General features: G+C 30.9%; 15 protein-coding genes. 6 read left to right on the plus strand and 9 right to left on the minus strand.

Annotated features, from left to right (window positions below; translation table 11 throughout):
• Window positions 1-372 precede the first annotated feature (372 nt).
• The 3 genes from hisS to ACREV6_RS19810 all read left to right on the plus strand — a co-directional run bounded on the left by hisS (window position 373) and on the right by ACREV6_RS19810 (window position 4,409).
• Window positions 373-1,689, plus strand: coding sequence for a histidine--tRNA ligase (gene hisS, locus ACREV6_RS19800; RefSeq protein ID WP_431579771.1), 1,317 nt, complete (start codon window positions 373-375; stop codon window positions 1,687-1,689).
• A gap of 93 nt (window positions 1,690-1,782) precedes the next feature.
• Complete coding sequence (locus tag ACREV6_RS19805; RefSeq protein ID WP_431579772.1) at window positions 1,783-2,967, plus strand: S41 family peptidase; 1,185 nt, start codon at window positions 1,783-1,785, stop codon at window positions 2,965-2,967.
• Window positions 2,968-3,059: 92 nt separating this feature from the next.
• The gene (locus ACREV6_RS19810) at window positions 3,060-4,409 is read left to right on the plus strand and encodes an aminotransferase class V-fold PLP-dependent enzyme (protein ID WP_431579773.1); all 1,350 of its coding nucleotides are present in this window, start codon (window positions 3,060-3,062) and stop codon (window positions 4,407-4,409) included.
• A gap of 105 nt (window positions 4,410-4,514) precedes the next feature.
• Here ACREV6_RS19810 and ACREV6_RS19815 read toward each other — a convergent pair whose 3' ends face one another.
• Window positions 4,515-5,423, minus strand: a complete 909-nt coding sequence (locus ACREV6_RS19815; protein WP_431579774.1) for an AEC family transporter — start codon at window positions 5,421-5,423, stop codon at window positions 4,515-4,517.
• A 178-nt stretch (window positions 5,424-5,601) separates the two neighbouring features.
• On the opposite strand from ACREV6_RS19815, the gene ACREV6_RS19820 reads away from it, so the two are divergent.
• Window positions 5,602-5,814 (plus strand): hypothetical protein, encoded by a 213-nt coding sequence (locus ACREV6_RS19820; RefSeq protein ID WP_431579775.1) that lies wholly within the window; start codon window positions 5,602-5,604, stop codon window positions 5,812-5,814.
• Between the two features lie 87 nt (window positions 5,815-5,901).
• Here the strand turns inward: ACREV6_RS19820 and ACREV6_RS19825 are convergent, their stop codons facing one another.
• From ACREV6_RS19825 to ACREV6_RS19860, 8 genes are all read right to left on the minus strand, one after another.
• Window positions 5,902-6,675, minus strand: a complete 774-nt coding sequence (locus ACREV6_RS19825; protein ID WP_431579776.1) for a histidinol phosphate phosphatase — start codon at window positions 6,673-6,675, stop codon at window positions 5,902-5,904.
• A 55-nt stretch (window positions 6,676-6,730) separates the two neighbouring features.
• The gene (gene orr, locus ACREV6_RS19830; RefSeq protein ID WP_431579777.1) at window positions 6,731-7,801 is read right to left on the minus strand and encodes an ornithine racemase Orr; all 1,071 of its coding nucleotides are present in this window, start codon (window positions 7,799-7,801) and stop codon (window positions 6,731-6,733) included.
• A 238-nt stretch (window positions 7,802-8,039) separates the two neighbouring features.
• A complete protein-coding gene (locus tag ACREV6_RS19835) occupies window positions 8,040-9,038 on the minus strand; it encodes a Gfo/Idh/MocA family protein (RefSeq protein WP_431579778.1) in 999 nt (332 codons plus the stop codon).
• Window positions 9,039-9,068: 30 nt separating this feature from the next.
• Window positions 9,069-9,878: an SWIM zinc finger family protein gene (locus ACREV6_RS19840; RefSeq protein WP_431579779.1), complete on the minus strand. Its 810-nt coding sequence runs from the start codon at window positions 9,876-9,878 to the stop codon at window positions 9,069-9,071.
• A gap of 17 nt (window positions 9,879-9,895) precedes the next feature.
• Window positions 9,896-12,586: a DEAD/DEAH box helicase gene (locus ACREV6_RS19845; RefSeq protein ID WP_431579780.1), complete on the minus strand. Its 2,691-nt coding sequence runs from the start codon at window positions 12,584-12,586 to the stop codon at window positions 9,896-9,898.
• A 195-nt stretch (window positions 12,587-12,781) separates the two neighbouring features.
• A complete protein-coding gene (locus tag ACREV6_RS19850) occupies window positions 12,782-13,615 on the minus strand; it encodes an ABC transporter permease (RefSeq protein WP_431580045.1) in 834 nt (277 codons plus the stop codon).
• A 97-nt stretch (window positions 13,616-13,712) separates the two neighbouring features.
• Window positions 13,713-14,672, minus strand: coding sequence for an ABC transporter permease (locus ACREV6_RS19855; RefSeq protein WP_431579781.1), 960 nt, complete (start codon window positions 14,670-14,672; stop codon window positions 13,713-13,715).
• A 136-nt stretch (window positions 14,673-14,808) separates the two neighbouring features.
• Window positions 14,809-15,252: a hypothetical protein gene (locus ACREV6_RS19860; RefSeq protein WP_431579782.1), complete on the minus strand. Its 444-nt coding sequence runs from the start codon at window positions 15,250-15,252 to the stop codon at window positions 14,809-14,811.
• Window positions 15,253-15,521: 269 nt separating this feature from the next.
• Between ACREV6_RS19860 and ACREV6_RS19865 the strand changes: the two genes are divergently transcribed.
• On the plus strand, window positions 15,522-17,324 hold the full coding sequence (locus ACREV6_RS19865; RefSeq protein ID WP_431579783.1) for a thiamine pyrophosphate-dependent enzyme: 1,803 nt from the start codon (window positions 15,522-15,524) through the stop codon (window positions 17,322-17,324).
• Between the two features lies 1 nt (window position 17,325).
• Window positions 17,326-17,898 carry an indolepyruvate oxidoreductase subunit beta gene (locus ACREV6_RS19870; protein WP_431579784.1) on the plus strand — a complete coding sequence of 191 codons (573 nt, stop codon included), beginning with the start codon at window positions 17,326-17,328 and terminating at the stop codon, window positions 17,896-17,898.
• Window positions 17,899-17,911 lie beyond the last annotated feature (13 nt).

Here is a 17,911-nt window from a genome sequence, read left to right on the forward strand (position 1 = left end):
CAAAGTAGGGTGTTTTACTATACTTTCTAAAATTATAATATCAAACCCTAGTAAAGTTGTCAACTATAAATATGGCGATTTTTCAATATTTTTTACATCTATAAGCTAAATTATTGAATTGTCCATTAATAACCCTCTTATATATCCATAATGCTCTTAATTACATATTATAAAGCACGAAAATCGGAAAATTATATTGTATAATGATAGTTTAAAATAATATTTTCGACTTAAGCACTAAGGAAATTTATATTAGCTGTTGAAGAATTTAATTATATATAGTATAATTTTTAAAATGCTTTTGAAGAATTCCACCCACGTAGGTTCATCACTTACGGGGGGTTTTTTATATTTTAAAAGGAGGTATTAAAAATGAAAATTGACATGGTAAAACCATCAATTTTGCCTGGCTTTATGGAGTTACTGCCAGGGGATCAAATTCAGTTCAACAAATTAGCAGATACAATAAGGACGACTTATGAAAGCTTTGGATTTATGGCTATAGATACACCAGTAATAGAGAAATCTGAAATCCTACTGGCAAAAGGAGGAGGAGAAACTGAAAAGCAAATTTATAGATTTTTAAAGGGTAGTACTGACTTATCTCTTAGATTTGATTTAACTGTGCCCTTAGCCAGGTATGTGGCTCAAAATTATAGTTCTTTGACTTTCCCTTTTAGAAGATACCAAATTGGAAAAGTATATAGAGGAGAGAGAAACCAAAAGGGGCGCTTTCGTGAATTTTACCAATGTGACATTGATATTGTTGGAAATGGCAATTTAAATATTTTAAATGATGCTGAAATACCTAGTATTATTTACTCAGTATTCAATAACCTAGGCTTCCAGGATTTTACTATAAAAATAAACAATAGAAAACTGTTAAATGGATTTTTTGAAGCACTAGAAATTCAAGATAGTTCAGATGTTTTAAGGGTTATTGATAAGATTAATAAAATTGGGACATCAAATGCCACCCAGGAGCTATTAAGTTGTGGCTTAAGTAGTGAAATTGTAGAAAGAATCTTTGAATTTATTGATATAAGTGGAAGCAATCATGATATTTTATTATTATTAAATAATTTAAATATTTCTAATACAAACTTTAAAGATGGTGTTGAGGAGCTTTCAATAGTTACTAAATATGTAAAACTATTTGGAGTTCCTGATGATAATTTCAAAATAGATTTAAAAATAACCAGAGGTCTTGATTATTATACAGGAACAGTTTATGAAACATTTTTAAATGAATACCCGTCCATTGGTTCTGTGTGTTCAGGTGGACGATATGACAATTTAGCAGAATATTATACAAAACAAAAACTACCAGGAGTGGGCATATCAATCGGCCTTACTAGGTTATTTTATCAATTAAATGAGGCTGGATTCTTTAAAAATGATACTAATAAGTCTATAACAAAAGTCCTAGTAATACCACTTGATAATAATATTGATTATGGAATTTCTCTTGCAAATTTTTTAAGGGATAAGGGAGTAATCACAGAAATATACCTTGAGGAGTCTAAACTAGTAAAGAAACTTGGATATGCAGATAAATTAGGTATTCCTTTTGTAATTTTAATTGGTGAAAAGGAAGCTGAAAATAAAACAGCCACTATAAAAAATATGGTTACTGGTGAGCAAATAAATATTGATTTTAATGCTGCTTATGAAATAGTTAATGCATAAACCAAGGTCTAATAAAAGATATAATTATCTCACAAATACATTATATTTTGTGGGATAATTATAGGTATAAGATTAAACAAAGGAGATTAATCTATGGATTCAAATAGAGATACAAGGTGGTTAGAGGATATTAATTTCTTCTCTTGTGAACTTCCTTTAAAACATAAAAATTTATTTTTTCAAAAAAGCAAAGCGGATTTTTTCAAGGAAATAGACAGTTTGAAAAGGGACATTGAATCCCTCAGTGACTATGAAATAAAGTTGCAAATTGCTAAAATCGTTGCCTCCATTGGAGATGCTCACACCTATGTACCCTTAAATATTAATCTCTTGCTTCCCTTAGAATTGTATTGGTTTGCTGATGGAATCTACGTAATAGTAGCCCCGCAGCAGTACAAGGAAATACTGTATTGCAAAATAATAAAAGTAAATAACATCGATATAGAAGAGGTTATTTATATTTTAAGCTCAATCATTTCCTATGAAAATGAAACCTATTTTAAATCACAACTGCCTAAATACTTCCCTGCTATTGAATTACTATACGATTTGGGACTTGTTAATGATATTGATAGCTTAGAATTGACATTTGAAGATAAAAACAGGAAAGAAAGAACTTTAGAAATAAAATCTATGCCTCTTCGAGAATGGAAAGAATTGTACAGTTTAATTAATAATGATTTAATGTATAGCACCAATTTACCTCTTTATAGAAGAAATAGCCACAAAAATTACTGGTTCGAATACATAGATGTTTCTAATATTGTGTACTTTAAATACAATGCTTGCAAAGATATGTCGACTAAAGATGTGGTTACCTTTTGCAGTGAACTCATCAATTTTATTGAAGCACATGTCGTAGAAAAACTCATAATTGATTTGCGAAATAACTTTGGTGGTAATTCTTCATTATTAAATCCATTTATTGAGGATATAAAAAATTGTGATAAAATCAATAAAACTGGTAGGCTTTTTATAATAATAGGACGAGAGACTTTTTCCTCGGCTCTGTTAAATTCCTTTTTCTTAAAAGAAAATACCTCAGCAATATTTTTAGGTGAACCCACTGGTGGAAAGCCAAACTGCTATGGTGAAGTGCAACGGTTTATTTTAAAAAATTTTGGACTTACAGTTTGTTATTCTACTAAATACTACAAAATTATTAAAGATGATACCCTGCCATCACTTTTTCCAGATGTTAACATAGCGCTTACCATACAAAATTATGTTAATAATGAGGATCCGTGTTTTGAATACATTAACAAGAAAGACTCATAAAGTCTTTGCTCCCCATATTTATGACTTTTTATCACCTTTTCCTCCTAGAACTAATACTATATACTGTGAATAATTTTACGAGGAGGAGTATTATGTCCTATAGAGAGGATAGTACAAGCTACAGAGATTTAATCCTTGGCATAAACAAAAAGGTACCTCTTATATCTGGGAAAAGCGTTACTGCAATTAATTTTGATAACGCAGCAACCACACCCCCTTTTAAGTCTGTTATGGAAGATGTTGTGAGATTTGCTCCTTGGTATTCCTCCATTCATCGTGGTGAAGGATTTAAGTCTCAACTTACTACTAAATTATATGAGGAGTCTAGAAATATTGTCAGCAAGTTTGTTAAAGCTGATTGTAATAATACAGTTATTTATGTTAAAAATTCCACTGAAGCCTATAACAAACTTTCCAATTTATTATACGAGCCCTCTAGTAAAAATGTTATTTTGTCAACAGCCATGGAGCATCACTCTAATGACCTGCCTTGGAGAGATAAATTTATTGTAGACTATATATCTACAGATGCATCTGGTAGGCTATCTTTAGAGGATTTAGAAGCTAAGTTAAATAAATATAATAATTATATAAAGCTAGTTACAATTACAGGTGCTTCAAATGTAACAGGCTATAAAAATCCTATTTATAATATAGCCAAATTAGTTCATAGATTTGGTTCAAAATTACTTGTGGATGGCGCACAATTAATACCCCATGCTCCTTTTATTATGAATAATAAAAACTCAGAATATAATATAGATTTTTTAATTTTCTCTGCCCATAAAATGTATGCCCCCTTTGGCATTGGAGTATTAATTGGACCGAAGTGTGTTTTTGATAAGTGCAACCCTGATTTGGTAGGTGGTGGAACAGTAGATATTGTAACTCATGATTTTATAAAGTGGAATGAATCTCCCCAGAGGCATGAGGCTGGCTCCCCAAATGTTATCGGCGCCATAGCTCTGACATCCGCTATTAAGACTTTGAATAAAATTGGTATGAATAACGTGGAGCATGTAGAAAAGAGATTGACAGCCTATGCTATTTCTCAAATAAAAAATATTCCAAATTTAAAAATATATTGTGACACTTCTAAAGAAGTTGAGAGAGTTAGTCTAATTCCCTTTAATATTGATGGAATTCACCACGCTACAGTCGCAAAAATTCTTTCTTATGAATGGGGCATTTCGGTAAGAAGTGGATGTTTTTGTGCTCAGCCCTACATGGCTTCACTTCTAAATATTTCTAGTGAATTTTCAAGTAATCTCATAGCAAATCCTGACTTAAATCGTCCTGGAATGGTTAGAATAAGCTTTGGACTATATAATAGCTACTCAGAAATTGATATATTAGCTTATGCCCTAAATAAAATTTCATCCAAAAGAGATTATTACATTTCGAAATATCAAAATATGAAAAAAACTCTTTTTGATAAATAATTTTTATAACCATTTGCAAATAAAAATAGTGCACAGGTAAACACTGTGCACTATTTTTAGATTACCACTTATAGAGATACTCACAATATAATCAATTTAATTATTTTATAAAAATAATATTACTATAGGTATAGTTATTACAGAAATTATTGTAGTTATAAATACACACTGTGAGGCAAGCAAACTATCCCCACCATGTTTTTCAGCAATTATTGCAGTTATTACTGCTGCAGGCATTGCTTGCAGTATAACACATATGTTTGTTAATAATTCATCAACCTTTAAAAAATTAAACACTACATAAACAATCATTGGAACTATCAAAAGCCTAACTATTGTAACATAGTATATAGACAAATCAGAAAAAATATTTTTAAATTCAATTTCCGCCAGCATTGAACCAACAATTATCATAGATATTGGTGTTGTGGTAGATCCCATTAGTTTTAAGGAATTTTCAATAGGTAATGGTAATCTTATTGAAAATGCAAATAAAATCAAACCGATGATGACAGCTATAATCGCTGGGTTTGTTATTGCTTTCCTCATGGATTTAAAATCCTTCTCTCCAGTGTATAGCATAACACCTACTGTCCACACCAAAAGGTTAAAAGGAATATTGAATATTGCTGCATAAAAAACACCTATTGATCCATAAATGCTTTCAAGCACTGGATAACCCATAAACCCTACATTGCAAAAAATCGTTATAAACCTAAATACCTGTTGTTTATTACTCGGAAACTTAAAAAAGAGCATCTTACTAATAAATACTAAACTTATGTGTATTAAAAAAGAGTAAATTAAAAGCTTTTGAGCATTACTAACCATGGTTGCTTCGTATTTAATATTAAATGATGTAACTATCATAAAAGGCAAAGTAATATTTAATAGCAATTCCGATAGACCTTTATCAACAATATTATTAAGAAACTTTTTTTTCTTAGCATAAAAACCTACCATCATAATAATAAATAATACCATAACTTGATTAACTAACTGGCTATTTCCCATTTTTGTTCTCCTTAATTCAAAACATACTAGTAACCTATCTTAACATTAACTGGAGAGGGTTAACAACTACTTAAAATTAATTATAAGTAACAATTGATTATTAACCGTCCCCCACAATCATATACTTTATAAAGAATTAATTAAAGAAGTTATTGTTAATGAAAAGGGGGAATTAAAAATGTATATTAATATGGACCAATATATGTATGAAATTTATAAACAGGCCGAATATTGTAAATACAATATGATGTATACCAATACCTTTGATGATGAAATTTTTTATAAAAATTCACTTAATAAAAAACTCCGTGAAATAAGTGATTTACTAGAAAAGGATTTTAATTTTTCAATTAAAACGCCCTCGGAAAATATTACAATTTTTAAAATTTAGTTAAGTGTTTTAATTTTAAAAAAGGCACCTTCAAATAAATTAGGATTAAAGGCTTGTCTATTTATTTGAAAGTGCCTAAAATACATTTTATAACAAGGACATATACTCCATTTTTCTATTTTTGAAATATACAGGTTTTAAGTTACATATCTCGCATATCCTATTAGCTAACACAAAATTGTTACCAATATCTTCTGCATGATGAGCATCTGAACCTATAGTTACGTATTTACCACCTATTTGTTTATATGCACTATAAACATGAATTAAATTATTATATGCTTCCACACTGCCCAGTCTTCTAGTATTAATCTCCATTACTTTTTCATTATGTACTATAGCTTTTAACACTTCATCTATATAATCTTTAAATTCATGGTAGTATATTTCATTGTCTTCATAAGTCGCATATCTGGATATATAGTCGATATGTCCTAAACTATCAATAAAGTCATACTGTTTTACGCAATCTACCATACTTGAAAAATATTGTTCAAATACTTCTTTTTTAGTTTTACCTACATAAGTCTTTGGATTGAAAATATCCGCTCCATCAGCTGCATGTATAGATCCTATTACATAGTCAAAAGGATATTTGCTTATTATATCTCGATTTTCCTCTAAACAAACCTGTTGCATTCCAATTTCAATTCCAAGCATAAAATTACTACCCCTATATTTCTCATAGTCATTAAAATACTTATCTATATCAAAAGTAAAATCTGTTCCTGTTGGAAATTTAAAATCTAGATGCTCTGTAATAGTCATTCCTAAACCAATCTTTCTCGCATGGTCCAGACCGTTTTGAAGTTTCATTTCAGAGTCTGCAGAAAACTCTGTGTGTATATGTGAATCAATCATAAGTAATTCTCCTCCTATTTATTTCTATTTTTTAAAAGCACCTTATTTATAAACCCTAATCCAAATAGTATTTACTAACATAAGTGGAGGTAGAAGATTGCATTAAACAAGCATAGTTCATATTAAAATCTACCACATCACCCACCCTATAGTCTTTTTCACATCCAGTAATGTCTAATATTAAATGATCACTACTTGCACCTAGAATTTTAATTTTTTCATCTAAGGGGAATATCCCATCAACTTGAATATCTTGTCTACCTAAAGCAATAATAGCTCTTCTTATTATACCATTATCTTGGAAATCAGGTTTTTTCCCAAATGCATTCATACCAATTGTACCCGTTGGAACTGATGGTTTATTCTTAACTTCTATAATTTCTCCCTTAAGTATAAAACAGTCACTATGACAATTATCTATTTTATGCCCATAAGCGGTTTCTGTGCCTAAAACAATTGCCTCACCTACTCGAAGCTGGTTTACACCACTAGGAATAGTATCATTCATCACTAATGGAAGGGAACTAGAATTTCCACCTGACACAATAGGCAACTGAATTCCTAACTCTTGCTGAATTTTTTCTTTAATTTTAATTAGCTTACCTAAATTATCTTCATCTGGGATAACTCCTCCATAACAAGTTAGATTCGTCCCCACTCCTATAAGCTTTATATTATCAATAGTAATAATTTCTTTTACAATATCTAACACATTTTCTTCAAGTACACCTTCTCTTAAATCTCCTAAATCAATCATTAATATAATACTATGGGTCTTTTTCATTCTCTTTGCAGCTTTAGAAATTTTTTTAATAGTATCTATTTCTGAATTAAGACTTATATCAGCATACTTTACTACAAGACCTGCATTACTTCCCATTGGAATTCTTAAAAGTAATTTTTCACATTGTATATCTTTAGCCTTTTTCAGATTCATTATTCTTGCGTCAGCAATACCCTTAATACCACCTTTAACCATGGCTTTTGTAACCGGTGTATTGGCACAATAAGATTTTGTAACCCCAAAAACTGCTATTCCTTTTTTTTCGCACATGTTTACAATTTCAGAAGTGTTATGTGTTACTTTGCTTAGGTTTACCTCTATACATGGATAGTTTCTTCTCATAATTTAAGACTCTCCTTTAGTTGCATAATTACTACCTTTTGTTTTAGGTGCTATTTTTGCGAGAATACTATTACATTTTATCTCTTAAGCATCATCAACTTTAATTGTAACATACTACCCAAAATAACAAAAAACATTAGGTGCCACCCACGCAGCTTGCACTTTTTAATATTATAAATACCTAAATTAATATTTGTATTATTCAGAGTAAAATAATAAATTCAACAATAAAACGGTATTACTGCAAGTCTGCTGGAAAAACCAAGCCAATCTGTTTCCTTACTTCATCCATCGTCTCCATTACCCACTTTGAAGTTTGTAATAAATTGGAGCTACCCTCTATGTCACCATTTTTAATCATGGTTATAAAGGTATCTATTTCATAGCACATATCATGTTCATTATGAAATTGTGTTAGATCTTCTTCTTTTCCATCTCTAAAAACTATTTTTACCTTTTCAAATTTATTAATATTTTCAATTATTATATTCCCATCTTCTCCTTGAATCTCCGAATACAATTTTGAATTTGTTATTTTTGAATACATAGCTATAGCATCCATTTCATCATACTTAAATATTATGCTACCTTCACCATCAACACCAGATTCTAAAATTAAAGCAGTTGCTTTTATTTCCTTAGGTTTACCAAATAAATTTATCATGGGATGAATACAATAAACACCAATGTCCATCAACCCACCATTAGATAGGTTTTGATTAAATGCATTTAATACTATTCCTTCTCTATATTTATCATATCGAGAAGAATATTGACAATAGCTCCCAAAATATTTCCTTACCTTACCTATTCTATGTAGATTCTCTTTAATAATTTTAAAATTAGGTAGCTCTGTTGTTTTCATTGCCTCCATTAAAATAACCTGGTTATTTTTTGCAGCATTTATCATGCTAATTACTTGTGATGCATTTGATGCAAAAGCTTTTTCACATAACACATGTTTTTTATGATTTAGAAATACTATAGCTTGCTCTGCATGAATTGCATTTGGGGATGCAATATACACCGCATCAATTAAATCACTTTTGGCCATTTCAAATAAATCAGTAAAAACATTTTCTACATTATGTTTTTCTGCAAAGGCTTTTCCTTTTTCTTCACTTCTTGAATATACCGCTGTTAAAATAAAATCTTTTACCTGAGAAGCACCATTTAGGAACCAATCTGTAATATTATTTGTTCCTATAACCCCAAATCTTATAACTTTCTTATTCATTAAGTCCATCTCCTTGTACATATCAAAATTTTATTTAACTTTACTTTTTGTATTACTTCCTTCTAATTTATTTTTTCTAGGTTTAGATTTTTTAACCTCATCTTCACCTTGAACTTCCATATCAATTCCAAACATATCAAATATATCTGTTTCTTCAATAACCCTACGACCTTTAGCTTTAGATTTTTCAAGCAAATTCTGTGTTTTTTTGCTTATAGCTTCTGAAATAAGGTCATTTATATTTACCTGTCTTAAAATAAAAAACAGTTCTGGTTCATCATCAAGTTTTGCTCCAACGCCATATAAAACCGCTGCTAGGTGCTTGCACATATTTGCCCAGTCAGGGCAGTTACATTTTAAATCTATTTCACTGGGTGCTGGAAATAGTCCATTACCTTTTGATGTAAACAAATCAGCCAGTGTTTTGGGGAATTTTCCTTCAATTAGTTCCTCAATAGATTCTATTTTTCCTAAGCATTGATTTATAATATCTTCCCAAATATTCTTTGGTAGTGCTTTTATATTAATATCCAGCTTATATGGTTTTGATCCACTTCCTTGCACCAGAGCATTTATATTTCCCTCCGTTATTTTAAGATCTAATACTGCTCCATTTTTCACATAACTACGTCCGCGAGCGATTCGATTAGCATAATCTGCATAACTTTCCAAGTTCTTGTTCCATGCTTTCCCCCACCAAGTTTTTGCTATAGTTTTACCTGTTATAACTACTGGCGAAATATCCGGGTTTTTCTTTTTTAATTTTTTAACACTTTCCGCTGCACGCTCTTTTCTCTCGGCTACTGGTACATAGGCAGGAAAGCCTCCGTAATAAGACATATCTTCCCCTCCAAAAATTATATTTGTAATTTAAATAAATCCATTATCTCATTATTGGTCATCTCAGTAATAAAACTTTCTTGAATATCCGGAACAATTTCGCTAGAAAGTTTAATTTTATCTTCAATCATCATATCTATTTTTTCTTCAATAGTGCCTTTAGTTATAAATTTATGAACTATAACATTTTTCTTTTGCCCTATTCTAAACGCTCTATCTGTTGCTTGATTTTCAACAGCTGGATTCCACCATCTATCAAAATGAATAACATGATTAGCTGCTGTAAGGTTTAATCCTACACCCCCAGCTTTTATTGAAAGCACCATAAAAGGTACATACTCCTCACCTTGGAATTTATCTACAAGTTCTTTTCTTTTTTTAATTGCTGTCCCTCCATGTAATATAAGCCCTTTATGTTCAAATACAGTTTCTAGAAAATCACTAAGTGGTTTTGTTATCTCTTTAAATTGTGTAAATATAATAACTCTTTCTCTTTTTTCGTAAATAGTTTCACATATTTCACGAAGTCTTGCATATTTACCACTTTCATTTTCCATGTAAGAATCTTGACCTAAATACTGTGAGGGATGATTACATATTTGTTTGAATTTCATAAGTGATGAAATTACTATTCCCTTGCGCTCTATTCCCTCTTCTTTAGATTCAAGTTTTTGTTTTAAATCAATTACCAACTTATTGTAAAGCATAACTTGTTTTTTAGTAAGAGTTGCATAAGTTTTCATTTCTATTTTTTCTGGCAAATCATCAATGACTGTTTTGTCCGTTTTTAATCTTCTAAGAATAAATGGACTTACAACCTTTTTAAGTTTTGAATAGTCCATCTGACTTTCCTTAAGTTTCTTTATAAATCCCGAAAATTCCTTTGCACTTCCTAAAAGCCCCTTATTTAAAAAGTCAAATAATGACCACAAATCTGAAAGTCTGTTTTCTATTGGTGTACCTGTCATCGCTATTCTATATCTAGCTTTTAATTGTTTTACTGTTTTAGTTTGCATGCTTCCTGGATTTTTTATAGCTTGAGCCTCATCTAAAATCACTGAATCCCAAGTTATATTTTTTATCCATTCAAACTTTGAAATCATAGCATATGTAGTTATAAAAAGATCATAATTCGCCATATACTTACTATCATCTTCCCCTAAATTTTTATTTTCAGAAGGGTGTATAACATAATACCTTAGCGAAGGTGCAAATTTTTGAATTTCACTCATCCAGTTACCAATAAGTGATGCTGGAATAATTAACAATGTTTTTTCTTTTTTATTTGTCCTAATATAATTCAAAAGTGCAATAACTTGCACTGTTTTTCCAAGTCCCATATCATCTGCAAGACATGCTCCAAGGCCTAGTGATTTCATAAAATGAAGCCAACTTATACCACGCTCTTGATAAGTACGTAAGTTAGCATTAAAGTCATCTCCACAATTAATTTCTTCTATTCTTTCTGGATTACATAACTTGTCAACAACTGAATTAAGCCACTGTCCATTTGTAACTTCAAGGTCAAAGGTATCTTTGGAAATATTCAATACTTTTTGAGCATTTAACTGAAACTGCATTGCTTCAATCATATTTATGTCTTTGCTTTCCATAAGTTTCTGTGCCTTTTCAAAAGCCTTCAGCATTTGTTTTAGTTTTTCATGATTAACCTCTACCCATTTTCCTTTTATAAAAGCTAATCCCTCTGCTTCTGACAAGAGCTTTTTTATTTCATCAGCGGTAATTGTTTCTTCCCCTAGAAATAGTTTTGCATCAAAATCCACTAATGCTTCAAGATTTACTCTTGAGGGTGTAGAGTTCCCTACACTTACAGACATCCTTAAGGATTCTGATTTATTCTTCCACCATCTTGGAATACGACATAATATACCTGACTCCTCATACAGCGGTATTTCTTTTAAAAATGTGTACGCTTCCGTCGCATTTAAACCTAAGGGATGAAATATTTCACCTGTATCAACAAGTTCTGAAATCAGCTGGCTTTTTTCTGATGCCTTGTTTACTGTTGACAATAAATTTAAAAGTTTTTTGTTATTTTCTCCATATTCAATGAGTGCATTCTTTAATGGAAGATGCTTTGATGTGCCACTTTTTGCATCATTTACTGAGTAAGTTGCTAAAAATGCAAAAGGATAGCTATCCTTCTTACTCTCAACTAAATGGAAAAATATACGTCCAACTAAGTTAATACTAGTGCTGAAAGAAGAAAAAAATTCTGAAACGCTTCCTTTATAATCCTCTATCATTTCACTAAAAGAGTTATTTAACTTCTGCCATAGTTTTTCAATCCACTCACAATTCAAGTATTCTAGACCAGTCAAATAAGGCGCACTATCAAGTAAGTCTTTAATTTCATCTTTTTCTATATCCACTATAGTTTTTTCACGTAAAAGTTCAATATCTGGATTCATAGATATTTTTTTTATAAAGGTGCCTATAATAAGTCTTAAATACGTAACAGAATCTGTTAACCCCTCTGTTTTTTCTGAAAATCCAAGAAAAAAAACACCTTGATTTTCATTTTGTGCAAAAGCATTATCTATTTCTTCTTGAATTGCAATTTGCTCTTCACTTAATTTTTCTTTTGTTGCTTGAAAGTCAAATTGGAAAGTCCCCTCTTGTTTAAATATTACAATTAATTCTTTTCGCTGATTTTCTAATGATTTTTCTTTGTTGTTTATTTCCATTAAGCTTATCCTTCCTCAGAAATCTATTGTTATTTTTAATTATTACCATGGTTCTATATGTATAATCAATTATATATTAACTCTATTTTAAGGCATATTAAAAAAGATAACAAGTATACTAATATATTGCACTTGTTACCTTTTTCATATTTCTAATATATTATAAAATGAACACAGCATAATCCACGACTTTGGCTATCCTTCGTCATTAACCTTAGGATCTAATGCCATTCTTAATACATCTCCTAATATATTAAAGCTTAGTACAGTTAACAATATTATTATACCTGGGAACAAGGATAAATATGGTATATCGAGTATATTTTCTTGCGCTTTTTGTAGCATACTTCCCCAGGATGCCATAGGTTCTTGAACCCCTAGCCCTAAGAAGCTTAAGGCTGATTCTGAAAGTATTGCACCTGCTATGCTTATACTAGATATAACAATAATAGATGAAATTAAGTTAGGAATTATATGTTTTTTAATTATGTGTTTATTGCTAGCGCCTAGAGACTTTGATGCCATAACATATTCCCGCTCTTTAAAGGATAATGTCTCTGAACGGACAATTCTCGCGGTACCCATCCAACCAAATATACCAATGATAACTATTATATTTATAATACTTGAACCTAAGTAAGCATTAGCTATAAGAATTAAAAAAAAGGTTGGTATGCACATAAACACATCTATTATTCTCATATTTATGCTATCAACTATTCCACCTACATATCCGCTAATAACCCCTACTAGCGTACCAATGATAACTGATACAAACATGGAAGCAAACCCTACTGTTAAAGATACCCTTCCCCCATAAAGCACCCTAGTAAAATAATCTCTTCCCAATTCATCTGTTCCAAAAAAATGATTCAAATTAGGTGATAAAAATTTTTCTGATAAATTAATCTTGTTAGGGTCATAAGGTGATAAAAAAGCTAACAAGGAGCTCACTATAATTATAAATAGAATTACTAATGAAACTAGCGCAAACTTATTCTTTTTAAATTGAAGCTTTAAGTTAATCATAGCCCTGTTTTTAAGAATATTTTCATTTTCAACAATGTCTGTATTTTCAAGGATATTTATTTTTTCCCACTTTTCCTCACTATTCATCTCTTTACTATTACTCATGTCTATCCACCACCTTTATTCTAGGATCAAGAGTTGTATATAGTATATCTGATATTAGATTCCCTAAAATAAGTAATATTGAAGTAATCATAGTAATTGCCATTATAGCTGGATAATCCCTATTAAATACTGAAGTTACTCCAAATCTTCCCATGCCTGGCCACCCAAAGATACTCTCTGTGATAAAAGATCCTGAAATAAGCTCTGGTAAACTCATTCCTAATATTGTTACAAAAGGTATCATTGAATTTTTTAAAACATGTGAAAATAATATTCTATTTCGAGACGCTCCTTTACTTATAGCCGTTATTACATAATCTTCTTTTAACTGACTTATAGCACTGGACCTAACATATCTAGTTAACACAGCTATATTGGGAAAACTAAGTACCATACAGGGCATAATGCTGTGCCTAATTAAATCTATATTTGTTTCTATCCCTATAGCTCTCATACCTATAGATGGCAATATTGAAAGTTTTACAGAAAAAAGAACTATAAGCATCATTGCAAACCAAAATTCTGGAATTGATATTCCAACATAACATACAGCTGTAACAATGTTATCAAATAACTTATTTCTCCTAAATGCACAAAGCATGCCTAAAGGAATAGAAATTATAATTGATATAAACATTGTAATACCCATTAAACCTAATGTAACCGGTACTCTAGCTGCAATTTCCTCTGAAATTGGTTGATGACTTATAAATGAATACCCAAAATCTCCTTTTATAATATTTTTAAGCCACCGCACATATCTAACCGTTATAGGTTTATTAAATCCCAATCTTTCCCTTGTTTCTGCTCTCTGAATTTTATTCATTCTAGGCGTTACAAAAGCGTTTGATGGGTCTCCTGGCGCTAAATTCATAATCAAGAATGAAATCATTGAAATTGTTATAAGCATTGGTATTGCTTGAACAACTCTCTTAAACACATATCTTTTCATTTAAACTTCTCCTATCTCAATTTAACTAAAAAGAGATATGCAAACTCTTAATTTTGAGCTTGCACATCTCTTTTTTTAATCTTACAAACTTGCCAAATTAATTCCGTGATAATATTGTTTAAATAGTTTATTTCAACTATTTTTCTATCATATATAATTTTGATAAATCTTCAAACATATATATAGGTACTAATTTAGCTTCCTTAACGCCACCAATATTTGCTGCTGTTGAAATATAAGAAGTCTTATAGTCAATATTATATTGAACTGCATCTTCTGCTAATTTCTTTTGAAGTGTTTCGTACATTTCTTTTCTCTTAGCATCATCTGTTTCCATTGAAGCCTTTTTCCAAATTAAATCTAATTCTTTATTCACATAGCCTGTCCAGTTCATTGAGCCTTTCTCTACATACAATCCTGAATAAGAATCTGGATCTGTAGTACATACATAAGCATTTAATACTAAGTCAAATTGTTTTTTCATTGTTCCAAATAACTGTGCAAAGAAAGCTTCTTCTTCTAATGGGATCCCCTGAATTTTAACACCAATTTTAGTTAATTGCTCTTTCATTACATTCATTTGATTTATATCTTATATTGTTTTCAGGAAATTATTAGAAATAATCCAAGTTTCTTTTTATACGTATTTTAAATTCAGAAATATAGCTTATTGTTCGCCTTTAAATAATTTCAATTTTTTGAAAATTATGATATACTATTCTTAGATAATTATTATTTTATGAAAATTATTATTCTAAATTTAATTTGGAAAATATAAAGAATTTCAAATCACGATTTTGCCAATTTCACTAAGTTTTCATTTAAAAATAAAATGGATGGGGTGGTATTTTGAGTAATAAAAAAATTCTAACAGGCAATGAAGCAATAAGTAGAGGCTTTTGGGAAGGTGGCGGAATGATTGCTTCCAGCTATCCAGGATCACCTACTGTACAAATCTTAGATTCTTTAAAACAATATGAGGAAATTTATAGTGACTGGGGAACTAATGAAAAGGTAGCAATGGAGATCGCAATGGGCGGTAGTATTGCAGGTGCAAGATCAATGGTTTCTATGAAACACGTAGGCGTAAACATTGCAAGTGATCCATTTATGACTTTTACACAAACTAAAACAAAGGGCGGATTATTATTAGTTGTAGGTGATGATCCAGGACTTTCAAGTTCACAAAACGAGCAGGATAGCAGATTTTGGGGTAAGTTTGCAAATATCCCCATCTTGGATCCAAGCAGTCCTCAAGAAGCAAAAGATTTTGCAATAGAAGGCTTAAAACTTAGTGAAAAATTCCATACACCAGTGCTTATAAGAATGATGAGTAGGTTATGTCATTGTAGGTCAGCTGTAGAATTAGGTGACCGAGAAGAATTTGTCCCAGGCGGGTTTATACCAGAACAAGGACGATACAGCATGCTTCCCCCCTACTCTAATGCGCAACAATATTTTATGAAAGAAAGAATGGACAAACTCCAAAACTTTAATGAAGATTATGAATATAATTATTTAGAACAAGGAAAAGGCAAGGAATTTTTAATCATTACCTCTGGACTTATATATGAATCTTTAAATGAATTAGAATTAGAAAATATAAGTATACTAAAATTGGGTATGATTTGGCCTCTTCCTATAGAAAAAATTAAAAATTTGGGTAAAGAATATAAAAATGTAATCGTTCTCGAAGAAACGCTGCCATTTATGGAAGACCAGCTAAAAATCAATGGAATTGCAGCAAAAGGCAAGGAGTACTTTTCTTTTACAGGAGAACTCACTATTGAAGATATAAAAATAGGTTTAAAAAAAGCAGGGGTTTTGATAAACGGTTCAGAACTAGAAGTAGCACAAAAGGAATCAATTATTACAAGAACGCCTATGCTATGCGCAGGATGCCCTCACAGACCTATTTTCCATATTCTAAAAGCTAACAATGCAACGGTTATAGGGGACATAGGCTGTTATTCTCTAGGGATACAAGAGCCTTTTGAAGTTCATAAAACTAATATAAGTATGGGAGCGTCCCTTGGAATGGCTCTTGGAGTTGCTACTGTTCATTCAAGAATAAACAAGCAAAAACCAATAGTAGCTACAATTGGAGATGGAACCTTTTTTCATTCTGGAATGACTGGATTTATACAACTTGCAAAAACCACAGAAAATATAACAGTTATTATAATGGATAATAGGACTACTGCCATGACTGGTGGCCAAAACACTCCAACTACAGGCGATTATTTTAAAGAAGAGCTTGGATATCATGTGAGCATACCTGATATTTTAAAATCTTTTGGTATAGTTGATATTACTGTGGCAGATCAATTTAAATATAAGGAAACTAAGGAAATCATCAATAATGCAATGAAAAGATCAGGACTTTCTGTAGTAATAACAACTCGTCCTTGTGCCTTGAATTTCAAAATTAAAAGTCCTCATTATTATGTAGATGAAGATATATGCATAAGTTGTAGAAGTTGTTTGCGTTCCAACTGCCCGCCAATTTCCATGAAAATGTATCCTGGGAAGGAAAAGAAAAATTCTTATATAGATCCAGACATGTGCGTTGGTTGTTCCGTATGCTCTCAAGTTTGCCCTGTGAGTGCAATAAAATGCAGTAGTGAAAACATACAGAAGGGGGTGAACTAATATGGGCGTTACAAATATTTATATGGCTGGTGTTGGTGGACAAGGACTAGTACTTACCACAGAAATAGTAGTAGAGGTTGCTTTCTTAGAAGGCTATGAAGTAAAAAGTAATGATGTAATTGGACTATCCCAAAGAGGTGGAAAAGTTTGGGGAAGCGTAAGATTTGGTGAAAAAGTACATTCTGCTTTAATTCCTGAAGGAGAAGGAGATCTTCTCCTTGCAATGGAAGAACTAGAAGGTTTAAGATTATCCACTGCTTTAAAAAAAGGTGCAAAAATTATATTTAATGAGGAAATCATTTTTCCAAATAGAGTACTTATTGAAAAGGATGTATATCCAGAAAATATATGTGAAAAATTAGTAGAAAGTGGCTACGAGGTTATTTCTTTAAATGCAAAAGAAATAGCTAGAGGCCTTGGTAATATTAAAACAGAGAATATTGTTCTTTTGGGCAGGCTGTCTAAATATTTGCCTTTCAAAGAAGAAACCTGGTTAAAAGTTATAGAAAACAAAGTCCCAGCAAAAACTGTAGGAGTGAATTTTTCTGCCTTTAAATCTGGCAGACAAACATAAAAAAAAACAGGGA

Origin of the sequence: Clostridium sp. (assembly GCF_050717515.1) — a bacterium.
GTDB lineage: Bacteria > Bacillota > Clostridia > Clostridiales > Clostridiaceae > Clostridium_AD.